This is a genomic window from Kitasatospora sp. NPDC057936, from assembly GCF_042887525.1.
Classification (GTDB): domain Bacteria; phylum Actinomycetota; class Actinomycetes; order Streptomycetales; family Streptomycetaceae; genus Kitasatospora.
Genome location: NZ_JBHVPD010000064.1, coordinates 25,013 through 39,579 on the forward strand (window position 1 = coordinate 25,013; position 14,567 = coordinate 39,579).

Consider the following 14,567-nt stretch of genomic DNA (forward strand, 5'->3'; position numbering starts at 1 on the left):
GCCCCAAGCCGCCACGGAAGCCCCGTGACAAGTCTTCACTTCCGGGTAACTCAAGCTACCCACGGGCAACTTGAGCACGTCAGCGACGGACCGGCCGACGGTCGTCGGCGCAGTGCACCATGACGGGCCGCCCCCTCGGGCGGCCCGTCGTGGCATCCGGATCACTCAGCCGTCGCGGGACGCCCCGGCACCATCTCCGTCAGGAAGTAGAGGAGCGCCACCAACGGGAAGGCGATGCCGCACCATGCGATGCCCACCCAACCGTACGTCGCGTACACCACGCTGGCCACGGCCGACCCGACCGCACCTCCACAGAAGAAGATCGCCATGTAGAGGCCGTTCAGCCGGCTGCGGATCTCCGCGCCCAGCGCGAAGATCGAACGCTGCCCCAGCACCAGGTTGCACGAGATCCCGACGTCGAGCAGGAGCGCCGCGACGAACAGGACCGCGACAACGTGGCCGCCACTCGCGAACACCAGGAGGAAACAGGCCACGACGGTCAGGATCGCGAAGGCCGTAGCAGGTTTCGTCAGACCACGGTCGGCCACCCGGCCCGCGATCGGGGCGACGAAGGCTCCTGCCACCGCCGCCAGGGAGAACAGGGCGATGTCGACCTGGCTCAGTCCGCACTCCGGGCTCGCCAGGATCAGCGGCACGGCGGTCCAGAACAGGCTGAACGCCCCGAACAGCAAGGCGTGGTAGAACGCCCGCCGCCGCAGGATCGGCGTGCGGACGAGCAGCTGACCCATCGACCGCAGCAACACCGGGTAGTGGACGGACGTGCTCGGCTTCCGTTCCGGAAGGACCGAGCGCAAGGTCACGGCGAGCACCAGCATCAGTCCGGCGGAGATGGCGAACACCGCACGCCAGCCGAGCAGGTCGGTCGTCATGCTGGAAATGGGCCGTGCGAGCAGGATTCCCATCAGCAGGCCGCTCATGACGTTGCCGACGACCTGCCCACGGGTTTCGTCCGGGGCGAGGTGTGCCGCGAAGGGCACCAGCATCTGCACCACGACCGAACTCAGGCCGATGACCAGCGAAGTGGCAAGGAACACAGCGGCGTTCGATGCGACGGCCCCACCCAGGAGCGCTGCCATGCAGGCCACCAGGGTGACCGTGATGAGACGGCGGTTCTCGAAGATGTCGCCCAACGGAACCAGCACGATGAGGCCGACGCCGTAGCCGATCTGGGTGAGGGTCACGACAAGGCTGTAGGCACTCGCGCTCAGGCCCACGTCGGGGCCGATCAGACCCACCACGGGCTGCGCGTAATAGATGTTGGCCGCGACCGCGCCGCAGGCCAGGGCGATCAGGAAGGTCAGCCCGCGCGAGATGCTCGGGTGCGCCGTTCGGCTGGTTGCGCTCTCAGTTTTCATCGTTCTCTCGATACATAGGGACTCGACGTTTACACGGCACGTGTCTGGATGACCGAAAACTCCGGACGGGCGGACAGTACCTGCGGAGCGGAGAAGCCTGCCGCTTTCAGAAGTCTCTCGAAGTCGTCCAGTGTGCGCTCACGCCCTCCATGCAATACCAGCATTTGCAGATCCAGCACAAGGTCGAGCGGATCGCACTCCTGCGGCGCCTCCTGCAGCACGCGGTCCACGACAACGAGCCGGGCGCCGGCGTCCATCGCCTTGCGGCAGTTGCGAAGAATGGACTCCGCCTTCTCGTCCGGCCAGTCGTGAAGAATCCACGACAGGACGTAGACGTCTCCTCCCGGCGGCACCTCGTCGAAGAAACTACCCTCCTGCGTGCTGAGTCGATCGTTTCCGGAGGCCCCGGGCCCGGCCGAAATCACGCTGGCCTGGTCGTACACCACCGCGTGCGCGTCCGGGTTCCGCTCCAGAATCGCCCGCGCCAGGCTGCCGGTTCCCCCACCGACGTCGATCACCCTTTCACCCGGAGCCACGGTGAGCACATCGGCGATCGCCGCGTAGCGCCCCGGATAACCGCTTGCCATGTAACGCTGATAGAGCGCTTCCTCTTCAGGACTTCCGTTCATGTACGAGAAGAAGTCCTGAGCATTGACATGCGAGAACGCTTCCTCGCCGGTGACGACGCAATGACCCAGCGCCCCCCAGGACCGCCAGATGCCCGGCATCGCCCAGAATCGTGCAGCCCAGTGGAGCGAGGGGCCGGCCGTCGTGGTCCTCAGCAGGCGCGAGGCCTCGTTGTGGCGGATTCCGCCGTCCGCCTCGACCTCGAATATGCCATGGGACGACAGTGCTCGGGCAAGCCGAGTCAGGACGTCCGCATCGACCTTCAGTCGCTCGGACAGAGAAGTCAGCGACGTTCCGTCGCCGGCCACCGCATCGGGCAGTCCGACCTCGCAGGCGGCGGCGATCATCTGCGTGACCGCCATGCCGCGAATCAGTTCCTGCATCCTCCGGATGCTGTCGGCCGCCGGTGCCTCGACCTCGGCATCTTCGTGCACAGAGGGCTCCTCCGGGAAGGACGTCTGGACAGTCATACGCACCTCTTTCTACTCGTTCATCGCCATGCCCGGACAAGCCGCCGAGGCCCACTCGTCGCCAGGGCGAATCAGCCCATCCCGATCGTCTGCTCTTCCGAACCCAGCCCGAGAATCTCGCGCAGGGCCGCGTGCAGCGAGTCCTCGGCCGCAGTGGAATCCGCCTTGCGCCAGGCGACGAACGCATCCGGCCGCACCAGCAGACAGCCGTCCTCCGGCACCTCCGAGACATCCGCCCAATCGCCGTAGAGATCCTGCACGGCATGGCCGGGGCCGATCACATGCGCAGCAATCTCGATGTTCAACTTGTCCGAAAGGCGCTTGGCGACATCGAACCAAATCTGCCCGTTCAGCCCCGTCAGCAAGGTGAATTTCCCCTTGCCCACCACGTCCAGGCTCGAAACCTGCGTACCCTGCCGGTTGAGCCACGCATGCGGCAGGCGCGCGCCGGGCCGACTGGACGCCTGGTAGTAGAGTTCGGGATCGCGCAGCCATGCGGGCTCCGCCGTGCCGTCCGGGCGGACCGCGTCGGATTCATAGCGCTGGTTGAGTTCGACGCCTTGCGTGGCGAACTCATAGGATTTGAGCTCGATGGCCTCACGCAGCATTTTGCGTTGTGCGGCGCCCGCCGCGGAGGCCTCCTTCAGGACGGACATATTGGCGCGCATCCGGTCCGCGTCCAGGTTCGCGTCCAGTCCGAGTGCGGAGAAGATTCCGCCGAACTCCTCGATGCTCTTGTTCGCACGTTCGACGATCTGCTTGCCGATCGGCGCGCGTTCCTGGTCGTACGTACGCAGCAGGCGGTCCGAAGCCTGCCCCTTCAGAACCATGGCCATCTTCCACGTCAGATTGTAGGCGTCCTGAATCGACGTGTTCGAGCCCAGGCCGTTGGACGGCGGATGACGGTGCACCGCATCGCCCATACAGAACACCCGCCCCTGGGAGTACTTCGTGGCGTACATCTGATTCACGGTCCACGTCGAGACCGAACGTACGGTGATGTCCACCGAGTCGTCGCCGATCAGTTGACGGGCGATGCCGACCGCGTCGATTTCGGAGACATCGGGCTCGCCCGCGCTCATGTCGTAGCCCCACACGATCTGCCACTCGTTCCACGGCCTGACCATGCGAAGCAGGCCCATGCCGATGCCCCCGACATTGGCCCCCGGCTGCATGATCCACCAGAGATAGCCGGGACGGTGTGCCACGAGGTGGGAGAGGTCCGCCTGCAGAATGATGCTGATGCTGCCGGCGAGCCCCATGCCGCCTTCCATGGGGAGGCCGATCTGCTCCGCCACGAGACTGTTGCCGCCGTCCGCCCCGATCAGGTACTTGGCCCGGATCTGGTAGGGCTCGCCCTTCAATCTGTCCAGGACGTGCGCGGTGACACCGTGCTCGTCCTGTTCGAGCCGCAGGAATTGCGTGTCGAATCGCACGTGGCTGCCGCGCTCGGCGGCATTGGACAACAGGATGGGTTCGAGCAGGTTCTGCGGCAGGTCGCAGTGTTCGGCGGGGCTGGCCGACGCGTAGTCGCTCTGCCGTTGCGGTCTGTTGGCGCCGTAGGGCAGTCGACCCAGTTCATCGCCTACCAGGCTGGTGCAGAAGACGACATTGCCCATCACCTCTTTGGGCGAGGCCTTGGCAAGAATTTCGTCTGCCACGTCCAGGTCTCGGAAGATCTCCATCGTGCGCTGGTTCTTGTAATGCGCACGCGGACTGTCGGCGAGCCAGCGGTGCTTCGTGATCACGAGGTTGTCGATGCCGAGAGTGCTCAGCATCAGTGCTGCGGATGACCCCGCCGGACCGCTCCCGACGATCAGGACCTCAGTGTCGTACACGTGGAATGTCCCCCGAATTCATGATCAACCGTTTCATGTGACGGTGAGGCTGCTGGACCGCCGGCGCGGTACCAGATCAATGGTCATCGCGTCATGGCCGAAGACCCAGGCCGGGTCTTCGGGCTCCTTGAGCCACGAGTTCTCGGCCGACACGGCTTGGATCCGACCGGTACGCTGCCTGCGATTCTCGGCGTAACGCCGGAACGCTTCCTCGATCTCGTCCTCGGCTTCGAGACAACGCAGCAGCAGCACGCCGTCCTCGATGGCCATGGCCGCCCCTTGGGCCATGTGCGGCCTCATGGGATGACAGGCGTCGCCCAGGAGCGCGATTCGCCCTCGGCCCCATTCCTGCAACGGCGGGCGCTCGAAGAGCGGCCACTTGCTCAAGGATTCGGCCGCGTTCAGCAGACCGAGGACTTCATCGCAAGAGCCGGTGAAGGCCTCCAGCATCTCGTCCTTGTCGCCGTCGACCCAGGACTGCGGATGCGTCCACGCATCGACCGCCGTGCCGGCGACGAAGTAGTAGTCGTCGCTCTGGGAATCGATCGGGTAGCCGATGACAAAGCTGTCGTCAGCCCACCACTTGGTGATGCACCGCCTGTCGACAGGGATTCGGGTGCCCGCGGGCACGATCGCCCGGTACGCGATCTGGCCGGAAAAACTGGGACGCTCAGCGCCGTAGATCACTTCACGGACCTGAGAACCCAGACCATCGGCACCGATGACGCAGGAGGCTTCGGCGGTGCTTCCATCGGCAAAGCGCATCCGCACCGCCTCACCGCAGTCATCGACCCGGACCAGCCGCTTGCCGTACCGCACGCTGCCCGGCCGCAGGGCATCGATCAGTTCTCGGTGGAGAACGCCGCGGCCGACGGTGAGATAGGGAGCTCCGTACCGCTCCTCCGCCCGGTCACCGAGCGGCAGCGCGCACCTGACGGAATTCGACACCAGGTTCCGGCTGGTGAACGATTCGGGCCGGCATCCGGACCTGACGAGTGCGGCACCGATCCCGATGTGGCCCAAGACGCGCATCACATTGGGAGTCAGATGGATCCCGGCGCCGGCGGGCTCGAACTTCTGCGCCTGCTCGAATACCGTCACGGAATGGCCGGCCTGCTGCAGCAACGCGGCGGCTGCGGCTCCGCCCAATCCGCCGCCGACGATGGCGATGGAATCCTTGCTACCGATTCCCATGGGGCTCTCGACCCTTCATGCGATTTCTCCCGGACTCGACGGCGTGAAACTACGCCTGGGCCTCGATCTCATCGTGGATCAGGTTCAGCAGCGTTGCGCGCCGGTCGCCCGGCAGCCACGCGGGCCGGTCTTCGACGACGTCCTTGACGAAATCCCAGAAGTCGGCACTCTGATTAATGCCGTAGTTGCGGGCCATCGAGACCAGGCGAATGCGGGACAGAAAATCCGGCTCCGTGAGCTCTTCCTTGCTGGTCACGACCTTGCCCGCGTTCATGAAATACGGGAGTATCGAGCTCTCGGGCGTGTCCGGCGACCAGACCAACCACATCTCCTGGTTCACGCCGCTGGTATTGACGAAACCGTGCACGTAGTTGCGCGGAACGTAGAGCAGCTCCTTCGGGCGCATCGGCAGCATGGTGACCGTTTCCCTGTCGGCACCATCGCCCGGCGTGATGTCCAGGTCAGGGAACTCGTTGGGCCCCATGAAGATGCTGAATCCGCCGTTCGGCGCGTAGAACCATTCATCGGTGCGGTGATGGATGTGCGGCGGCGGGCCGACGTGCGGCGGTACGGTCAGCTTGGAGAACAGGTACTTGCCGCCGTTGCTCTCGCCGGTCCGGACGAAATTGAAGACCTCGCCGGCCGGGCCGAGCACCAACGGCTTCTCCGGGCCGGGCTTGACCTCCGGGAACTCGAACACCTCGTAATCTACGCTCACCATGTTTCCTTTCTTCTCAGGAAGTGCCGGATTTCACATGCCGTCGTAGCATCACGGGCTCGTAGTCGCTGCCTTGGTCGCCGGATTCATCGCCGCCGACGTGACGTCGCGCAACGCGGTCATGCCTTGCCGTGCCAGCGGCGCAGGAGGCAGCACCTTGTAATGATCGTTGAATATCTCGAGTGAAACCGGGCCGTCGTAGCCGTTGGCCAGCACGGGCGCCAGGAACGCGGCTACGTCGAAGTCTCCCTCGCCCGGCAGACAGCGGTGGTGCCGGCTCCAGGACTTCACATCCAGGTCCATCCGGGGAGCATCCGACACCTGTATCAGCGTGATGCGATCGGCGGGCACGTCGGCCAGGTCTTCGAAAGGGTCGTCCAGGGCAAGAGTGTGAAAGCTGTCCAGCACCAGACCGATGTTGTCGGCACCGGAACGCTCGATCATTCTCCAGGCCTGGCGGAACGTGTTGACGCGTATGCCCCAGGACAGGGCTTCGTAGCCGATCGAAAACCCTCTGACCGCGGCCCGTTCGCCCAAGCGCGCCAGGTCATCGGCGACGGCACCGTCGTCGAGGTCCGAAACGTCGGTGACGTTACTGCACAGGAGCAGCGTGCTCGTCCTCAGCTGCTCCATGCGGTCGAAGATCCGCTCGATCCGGTCCAGCTTGGGCACCAGCTGGTCCCTGGGGCCGCCTTCGAAGTCCCTGAGCGGCTGATAGTTCAGGATTTTCAGGCCGAGATCGTCCGCCATGGCCCGGGCGGCGGACACCGAGGATCCTTGCAGGTCCCATTCCATTAATTCGAAACCGGAAAAGCCGGCGTCGGCGATTGCCTTGATTTTGTCCGGCAGGGCGCCACCTAAGCTGACGGTGGCAATACCGTAGTCCAACTTCGCTTCCCCCTTGATAGCGGAATGACACGTCACAGTGCAGGTCGATAACTGCTTCTGCCGTCGCGTGGAGCATTGAGGGTCATCCGGGTGCAGCCGTCCTCGGCAGCGAAGCGGAAGGCCAAGGGCGTCCATGGAACGCACGGCGCAGCTGATGGGAAGCTGCCCGAGGCCGTGGCCTTGAGTAAGACATTCGTGACGGTCCCGGTGCGGGCTGCGGGTGGGCCCCGGGGGCGGCGACGTCAGATCCCCCCAACGCCGATGCATCGCAAAGTTAATTCACCCAGGTGGCCGGCGCAAGGCATGGCTCGGTCAAGATCCGTTGGTGTCTGGATTGTCGGTGATACCCAGGAGTGGGAGTGCTCAGTCGGGGTTGTCGCGGATCGGTCGGGTGGTTTGGGCGATGTTGTCGGCTCCGGGGGTCGGTGGCCAAGATGTCGACTGACGCCTCGTCAGTGATGCCGGCGCGCGCGTGGACGGCACATCCGTCGACGCGGCGGCCGGCGGGGGTTCTCGAACAGGTCGCGGCGGTGCTAACTGCGTGACGGCATAGCGGATCTGACCGACTGTCGGCCAGCACGGCGGAGTGGCTGGCCAGAGCCCGTGGGACTTGCACCGCCACACGGCGGGAAGTTAGGCTGCGGCCGAACCTTCTCGCGGCTTGCTGCGGGAACTTGCTTGGGCCGTCACGAACGGACTTGCTCTGCTCCGACGGGAGTTCTGATCCCTCGGAGCCGCTGGGCGCGTTGTCGTCACCCGACACCGCTCTTGGCGCGCCACCTCGTCGTACTTCCCGGACTCACAGTCCGGGAACTGCCGGGTGCTGCGCGCTGCCCTTCGAATCAGCCTTGCGAACGGGCGTCATTCCCCTCAGCACAACTCGGGTCAGCAGGCACGCCCAGCATTCGAGCCAAGTCAACAGGAACGAGCAGATGACCGAACAGATGACAGGTGCTCAAGCTCTGGTCAGGGCTTTGGAGCACGCCGGAGTCGACACCGTGTTCGGATTTCCGGGCGGCCAGATTCTGCCCGCCTACGATGCGCTCTACGATTCGAGCAAGATCCGCCACGTACTGGTGCGGCACGAGCAGGGTGCCGGACACGCGGCGGAGGGGTACGCCCAGGCGACCGGCAAGGTCGGTGTCTGCATGGCCACCTCCGGGCCGGGCGCCACCAACCTGGTCACCCCGATCGCCGACGCGTACATGGACTCCATCCCGATGGTGGCCATCACCGGCCAGGTGTCGAGCAGCATGATCGGCACGGACGCCTTCCAGGAAGCCGACATCTGCGGCATCACCCTTCCGATCACCAAGCACAACTTCCTGGTGACCGACGCCGACGACATCCCTCGCGCCATCGCGGACGCCTTCCACATCGCCTCCACGGGCCGGCCCGGTCCGGTACTGGTCGACATCTCCAAGGACGCGTTGCAGGCCCGCACCGAATTCCACTGGGAACCGACGACGCAGCTGCCGGGCTACCGGCCGGTCACCCGGCCGCACGCCAAGCAGATCCAGGAAGCGGCCAGGCTGATCTCCGAGGCCGAGTGCCCGGTGCTGTACGTCGGCGGCGGCGTGCACAAGGCCGGCGCCTCGGCGGAACTGCTCAGCCTGGCGGAGCTGACCGGCATTCCGGTCGTCACCACGCTGATGGCCAGGGGCACCTTCCCCGACGACCACCCGCTCCACATGGGGATGCCCGGCATGCACGGCAGCGTCCCGGCGGTGGGCGCACTGCAGAAGTCGGACCTGCTCATCGCCCTGGGCGTGCGGTTCGACGACCGGGTCACCGGGCAGCTGGCGTCGTTCGCACCGCGGGCCAAGGTCATCCACGCGGACATCGACCCGGCGGAGATCTCCAAGAACCGGGTGGCGGACGTGCCGATCGTGGGTGACTGCAAGGAGGTCATCGGCGCCCTCGTCCACGCGATCGACCGCCCCGGTGACTACGTCAAGTGGCGCGCGCTGCTCGACGGGCTGAAGGAGACCTACCCGCTGGGGTACGAGGACTTCGCGGACGGCTCGCTGGCTCCGCAGTACGTCCTGGAGAGGCTCGGCTCCGTCGTCGGGCCGGACGCCCTCTACGTGGCCGGCGTCGGCCAGCACCAGATGTGGGCGTCCCAATTCATCGGCTTCGAGAAGCCCGGCTCCTTCATCACCTCCGGCGGCCTGGGCACGATGGGTTTCCCCGTGCCCGCCGCGATGGGCGCCAAGATGGGCCGGCCGGACACGGTGGTCTGGGCGATCGACGGGGACGGCTGCTTCCAGATGACCAATCAGGAGCTGGCCACCTGCACGGTCGAAGGTGTGCCGATCAAGGTCGCGGTCATCAACAACGGCAACCTCGGCATGATCCGCCAGTGGCAGGGGCTGTTCTACGGCGAGCGGTACTCCAACAGCGATCTGCAGACGGCCCAGCGCGTCCCCGACTTCGTGAAGCTCGGGGAGGCCTACGGCTGCGTCAGTCTGCGGTGCACCCGGCCCGAGGACGTGGACGACACGATCGCCAAGGCGATGGAGATCAACGACGTGCCGGTGGTCATCGACTTCGTGGTCCACGAGGACGCGATGGTCTGGCCCTTCGTCCCTTCCGGGACCAGCAACGACGACATCATGATCGCCCGGGACATGACTCCGAAGTGGGAGAGTGACAACTCATGAGCAAGCACACGTTGTCGGTCCTCGTCGAGGACAAGCCCAGCGCGCTCACCCGGATCACCGCCCTCTTCAGCCGGCGCGGCTTCAACATCGACTCCCTCGCCGTCGTCCCGGCCGAGGAGCGCGGCTTCTCCCGGGTCACCCTCGTGGTCAACGCGGACGACACGGCACTGGAGCAGGTGACCAAGCAGCTCGACAAGCTCATCAACGTGCTGAGCGTCACGGAGGTCGACCGTGCGCAGCTGCAGGCCGTGTACGCATCAGTGACGAACTGAGCCGCGCCGGGGACATAGCACTCACCCCGTCGAAAACTGCCTTCCGCGCCCTGCCTTCCCACGGGCGCGGAAGGCAGCGGCATCACCGGAGACAGGCGCTGTGAGGAGTGCCTGGGCGCTCCCTGGTACCGAAGTGGCTGCGATCAGGCGCTATACGCCCTGGGGAACCCAGCGGCCCTGAGTCGGAAGAGAACACGTCCTAGGGACGTGCCGCACGTCACCGGACGGCGGAGAAGCCGGCAGATATGGCCGGTCGCCCCCGTCCGGACGGATGTGCTGATCGTTACTCCGTCTGCTCACAGGCCGCTAATATGTGGATAACAGCGATCCATGGCCGATGTGAGCGCTCATCACTACGGGGGTTCCGGCGGTGGGGATCCGGTTCGGGGTGCTCGGGCCGTTGCAGGTGGAATGCGACGGGCGGCTGCTGTCGATCGCCGGCCCGAAGGTGCGGATGCTCCTGGCCGGGCTCTTGTGCGCGCCCGGTGAGACCGTCCGCGTCGATGCCCTGGTCGACCTGATGTGGCACGGTGCTCCGCCCCGCACGGCGGTCGCCTCCCTCCACAATCACGTCAACCGGCTGCGAACGGTTCTGTGTCGGTACGGGGCCCGGTTGCGCTCGGTGCCCAACGGCTACCTGCTGGTCGTGGAGCCGGACGAACTGGACCTCCTCGCCTTCGCGGGCGCGGCCGAGCGGGTGCGCGACGCGCACGAGCGCGAGGACTGGGCGACGGTGGCGGCGGAGGCGGAAGGGGCCCTGGCCCTGTGGCGGGGCGAGCCGTTCGCCGACGTGCCGGCGCTGGCCGCCTGTCCCCAGGCCACCCGGCTGCGCGAGGCCCGACTCGCCCTGCTGGAGCGGGTTTTCGCCGCCGGCCTGCACAGCGGGCGCCACCACGAACTCGTCGCCGAACTGACCGCGCTGACCACCGAACACCCGCTCCACGAGACGTTCCACGCCCAGCTCATGCTGGCCCTGCACGGCTGCGGCCGCACCGCGCAGGCCCTGGACGTCCACCGGGAACTACGGACCAGGCTCGCCGAGGAACTCGGCGTCGACCCGGGCGGCCCGGTGCGCGAGGCCCATCAGCAGATCCTGGCCTCCGACGGCGAACCCGCGCCCCCGGTACCACGCGCGCCGTCCGCACGGTCCGCGGCGAGGGCGTCGCAGACGACGCCGCCCCCGGTCGCCTCGCTACCTCGGGACATCCCCGCGTTCATCGGGCGCCGGGAAGAACTCGACCTCGTGCTCGCCGCGTGCCGCCGTGGCGCCGAAGCGGGTGGCGTGCTGGGGATCCACGCCGTCGACGGCATGCCGGGCATCGGCAAGAGCGCGTTTGCCGTCCACTGCGCGCACCGCTTGGCCTCCGACTTCCCCGATGGCCAGATCTTCCTGCCGCTGCACGCACACACCCCGGGCACGCGCGTCGTCGGGCCGGCCGAGGCCCTCGCCGCCCTGCTCCTGGCCGTCGGGGTGGCGCCGCAGGAGATCCCGTCCGAGCTGTCGGCGCGGGCAGGTATGTGGCGCAGCCGGGTGGCGGGCAAGAAGATCCTTCTGCTGTTGGACGACGCTCTCGGCAGCGAGCAGGTCAGACCCCTGCTTCCCGCCGCGCCCGGAACCCTGGTGATGGTCACGAGCCGCCGTCGGATGGTGGGTCTTGAGGACAGCGTCCCCATCACCTTGGACGTTCTGCCCCCGCGCGAGGCCGCCGAGTTGTTCACGGCCAAAGTCGGCCGAGCGGGGCTGCTGCCCGAGGACCCCTCGGTCGTCGAGATGGTACGCCTGTGCGGGTATCTGCCGCTGGCCGTCCAGCTCCTGGCGGCCCGTCTGCGTCACCATCCGTCCTGGTCGGTCGCCGATCTCGTCTCGGACCTCGGCGATGCCACCGGGCGCCTGGACGCGATCTGTGCCGGGACGACCTCGGTGGCCGCCGTCTTCGACCTCTCCTATCGCCACCTGCCGACGGATCTCAAGCGGCTGTTCCGACGGCTCGGCCTGCACCCGGGTGACGACCTCGACGCCTACGCCGCCGCGGCGCTGGACGGCACCGATCTCCCCACGGCCCGGCGGCGGCTGGAGGTGCTGGAGGACCATCATCTGATCGACGAACCGGTCCGCGGCCGCTACCGCATGCACGACCTCCTGCGCGAGCACGCCCGCGACCTTGCCGGGGCGGACCGGCCCGAGGAACGCGTCGCTGCCCTGGACCGGCTGCTGGACTACTACCTGGCGGGCAGCACCGCCGCCAACCGCCACTTCGCCCGCCACAGCCAGCCCGCCACCAGCCACGCGCCCTCCGCGATCAGCCCCGACCTCTCGACCCCGGAACGGGCGACCGCCTGGATGCTGACCGAACGCGCCAACCTGCACGCGGCCGTGGAGCTCGCCGCCGCACACGACCGCCCGCTCCACGCCGTACGTCTGCCATCGGCCCTGCACGAGATCCTTCGGGGCCAGGGCCACTGGGAGCAAGCCGAGACCCTGCACCGGATCGCTCTGGACACCGCGACCGTCACGGGCGACCGGCTCGGCCAGGCCGACGCCCTGGTGTACCTGGCCAAGCTTCGAGACCTGCGGGGGCAGCTGGAACCGGCCACGGAGTTGCTCCGGCAGGCACTGACCCTGTACCGGGCGCTCGGTGAGCGGCTCGGCGAGGCATACACGCACTTCTGTCTAGGGGATGTGCAACAGAGCGAGGGACGGTACGAGGCCGCGATCGACTCGTGCCGCGCGGCACTGGCGATCTACCAGGAAGCCGGCGATCTTCCCGGCCAGGCCAATGCCCTGGTCAGACTCGCCTTCGTCCAACAGCTCGCCGGGCACACCGACCAGGCCACCGAGAACCTCCCGCCGGCTCTTGACCTGTTCCGCACCCTGGGGGACCGGGTCGGCCTGGGCAACGTCCATTTCAATCTCGGCCTGATCGGAGAGAAGACCGGGCGCTACGAAGACGCGGCACGCAACCACGACGCCTCGATCAGCCAGTTCCGCGCCATGGGAAACCGGTTCTGCCAAGCCAACGCCCATCAGGGCCTCGGTCTGGCGCAGGAGGCGATGGGACGGTACGAGGAGGCCGCCGAGAACCACCGGGCAGCTCTGGAGATCCTCCGTGCCATGGGAAACCCGATCGGCCACGCGAACTCCCTCGCCCTACTGGCACGTGTCCAACTCGTGACCGGGCAGCACGAGGTGGCCGCCGACAACCTCCGGGCCGCGTTGGAGATGTACCGCACGGCGGGCATACGCCGGGGCGAGCTGGACGCCCTCGTCACGCTGGGCAGCCTCCAGCACGAGACCGGGCACCACGCGGAGGCCGTCGAACTCCTCCAGCAGGCTCTGACCGGGTTCCGCGCCATCGGCGTGCCGGCGGCCGAAGCCCGCGCGCTGGTCCACCTCGGCGATGCCCAACGGGCCACGGGCGAACTCGACGCCGCAGCCGAGAGCCTGAGGCGGGGTCTTGCTCTGTGCGGCGACCTCCAGGACCCCGGGATCGAAACGGAAACCCTCAACGCGCTCGGCAGGCTCCTCTCTGAGCGAGGGCGGTGGGTCGAGGCGCGCGCACATCACACACGCGCGCTGGAGGTCGCCCGGGCAATCTCCTATCCGCTTCAGGAAGTACGCGCATTGGAAGGAATCGCCGACAGCTTCGGCCGGGAGGGGAACACCCGCGAACGTGCGGCGCATCTTCGCCGGGCCCTGACCATCGCCGAGCGGCTGGCGCTTCCCGACGTCGAGAGTGTCCGGAACGTGTGAGTTCAGGAGCAGCGGGTGCGCGATCGCCGAGTTGCGGGCTCTTTCACCTCCTCTGGCGTTCCGCCACTGCGGGCGGGACCGTCCGTCTCGACGCCTTCCCGCCCAGCGGCTTCCCGGCGGGCCTGGTGGCGGTCTTCGCCGACGCCGGGATCCTCCTCACCGCCGACGCCGACAGAACAACGGTCACCGCACCGAACGGACTGCGCCCGGTGGAAGCGGCCACCAGGCGGCTTCCTCACGGAACGGGCGGTAACCGCGGTCTGCGGACTTTCGTCACGCGGGTGCGGGTGGCGTGACCAGGTCTGCCCACACGGTCTTGCCGTGGTCGGACGGGAACGCTCCCCAGCGCCGTGCGAGGCGCTCCACGATGACCAGGCCGTAGCCGCCGATCCGGCCGGGCCGCAGAAGGCCGGGCCGGGGCAGGGTGGTGCCCGGGCCCGGGTCGGTGACCGCGATGCGCAGGCGGGAGCCGTGCTGGGCCAGGTCCAGGGCGAGGGCGCCGCCGGCGTGGCGGACGGCGTTGGTGAGCAGTTCCGCGGCGACGAGTTGCACGTCGTCCGCGAGCCCGGAGGGGGCGAGGTGCCAGTCGGCCAGGGCCTGGCGGGTGAACGCGAGACCGTCGCCGACCGGCAGGCTCCCGGCGTTGAAGGACAGGATCCGGTGGCGGTGTACGGGCGCGGATTCGGCAGTGGTGTGCATGGCGGCCCAGGGATCGTTTCGGTTGGTCGCGTTCCGAAACATGACGGGTACCCGATGCCATCGGGACCATG

General features: G+C 67.3%; 9 protein-coding genes and 1 pseudogene. 3 read left to right on the plus strand and 7 right to left on the minus strand.

Annotation, left to right across the window (positions count from 1 at the left end):
* Positions 1 to 161: 161 nt before the first annotated feature.
* The 6 genes from ACFVU9_RS28725 to ACFVU9_RS28750 all read right to left on the minus strand — a co-directional run bounded on the left by ACFVU9_RS28725 (position 162) and on the right by ACFVU9_RS28750 (position 7,111).
* The gene (locus ACFVU9_RS28725) at positions 162 to 1,376 is read right to left on the minus strand and encodes an MFS transporter (protein WP_380491552.1); all 1,215 of its coding nucleotides are present in this window, start codon (positions 1,374 to 1,376) and stop codon (positions 162 to 164) included.
* Between the two features lie 29 nt (positions 1,377 to 1,405).
* Positions 1,406 to 2,473 carry a methyltransferase gene (locus tag ACFVU9_RS28730; RefSeq protein ID WP_387598230.1) on the minus strand — a complete coding sequence of 356 codons (1,068 nt, stop codon included), beginning with the start codon at positions 2,471 to 2,473 and terminating at the stop codon, positions 1,406 to 1,408.
* Between the two features lie 71 nt (positions 2,474 to 2,544).
* Positions 2,545 to 4,311 carry an FAD-dependent oxidoreductase gene (locus tag ACFVU9_RS28735; protein ID WP_387598233.1) on the minus strand — a complete coding sequence of 589 codons (1,767 nt, stop codon included), beginning with the start codon at positions 4,309 to 4,311 and terminating at the stop codon, positions 2,545 to 2,547.
* Between the two features lie 33 nt (positions 4,312 to 4,344).
* Positions 4,345 to 5,505 carry an FAD-dependent monooxygenase gene (locus ACFVU9_RS28740; protein WP_387598235.1) on the minus strand — a complete coding sequence of 387 codons (1,161 nt, stop codon included), beginning with the start codon at positions 5,503 to 5,505 and terminating at the stop codon, positions 4,345 to 4,347.
* 49 nt (positions 5,506 to 5,554) lie between these two features.
* Positions 5,555 to 6,226 (minus strand): cupin domain-containing protein, encoded by a 672-nt coding sequence (locus ACFVU9_RS28745; protein ID WP_387598237.1) that lies wholly within the window; start codon positions 6,224 to 6,226, stop codon positions 5,555 to 5,557.
* Between the two features lie 48 nt (positions 6,227 to 6,274).
* Positions 6,275 to 7,111 (minus strand): sugar phosphate isomerase/epimerase family protein, encoded by an 837-nt coding sequence (locus tag ACFVU9_RS28750; protein ID WP_387598239.1) that lies wholly within the window; start codon positions 7,109 to 7,111, stop codon positions 6,275 to 6,277.
* A 932-nt stretch (positions 7,112 to 8,043) separates the two neighbouring features.
* On the opposite strand from ACFVU9_RS28750, the gene ACFVU9_RS28755 reads away from it, so the two are divergent.
* The 3 genes and pseudogenes from ACFVU9_RS28755 (at position 8,044) to ACFVU9_RS28765 (ending at position 13,797) form a co-directional block, all read left to right on the plus strand.
* A complete protein-coding gene (locus tag ACFVU9_RS28755; protein WP_387598241.1) occupies positions 8,044 to 9,774 on the plus strand; it encodes an acetolactate synthase large subunit in 1,731 nt (576 codons plus the stop codon).
* Positions 9,771 to 10,010, plus strand: a pseudogene (ilvN, locus tag ACFVU9_RS28760) (acetolactate synthase small subunit); the annotation flags it as partial. The gene ACFVU9_RS28755 and the pseudogene ilvN, both read left to right, overlap by 4 nt.
* Positions 10,011 to 10,416: 406 nt before the next feature.
* On the plus strand, positions 10,417 to 13,797 hold the full coding sequence (locus tag ACFVU9_RS28765) for a tetratricopeptide repeat protein (RefSeq protein ID WP_387598244.1): 3,381 nt from the start codon (positions 10,417 to 10,419) through the stop codon (positions 13,795 to 13,797).
* Between the two features lie 273 nt (positions 13,798 to 14,070).
* Here the strand turns inward: ACFVU9_RS28765 and ACFVU9_RS28770 are convergent, their stop codons facing one another.
* Positions 14,071 to 14,496: an ATP-binding protein gene (locus ACFVU9_RS28770; protein WP_387598247.1), complete on the minus strand. Its 426-nt coding sequence runs from the start codon at positions 14,494 to 14,496 to the stop codon at positions 14,071 to 14,073.
* Between the last annotated feature and the right edge of the window lie 71 nt (positions 14,497 to 14,567).

Bases quoted from the DNA above. Each gene is read 5' to 3' on its own strand.
- ACFVU9_RS28725 (WP_380491552.1), bottom strand. From the start codon at position 1,376: ATGAAAACTGAGAGCGCAACCAGCCGAACGGCGCACCCGAGCATCTCG.
- ACFVU9_RS28730 (WP_387598230.1), bottom strand. From the start codon at position 2,473: ATGACTGTCCAGACGTCCTTCCCGGAGGAGCCCTCTGTGCACGAAGAT.
- ACFVU9_RS28740 (WP_387598235.1), bottom strand. From the start codon at position 5,505: ATGGGAATCGGTAGCAAGGATTCCATCGCCATCGTCGGCGGCGGATTG.
- ACFVU9_RS28745 (WP_387598237.1), bottom strand. From the start codon at position 6,226: ATGGTGAGCGTAGATTACGAGGTGTTCGAGTTCCCGGAGGTCAAGCCC.
- ACFVU9_RS28755 (WP_387598241.1), top strand. From the start codon at position 8,044: ATGACCGAACAGATGACAGGTGCTCAAGCTCTGGTCAGGGCTTTGGAG.
- ACFVU9_RS28770 (WP_387598247.1), bottom strand. From the start codon at position 14,496: ATGCACACCACTGCCGAATCCGCGCCCGTACACCGCCACCGGATCCTG.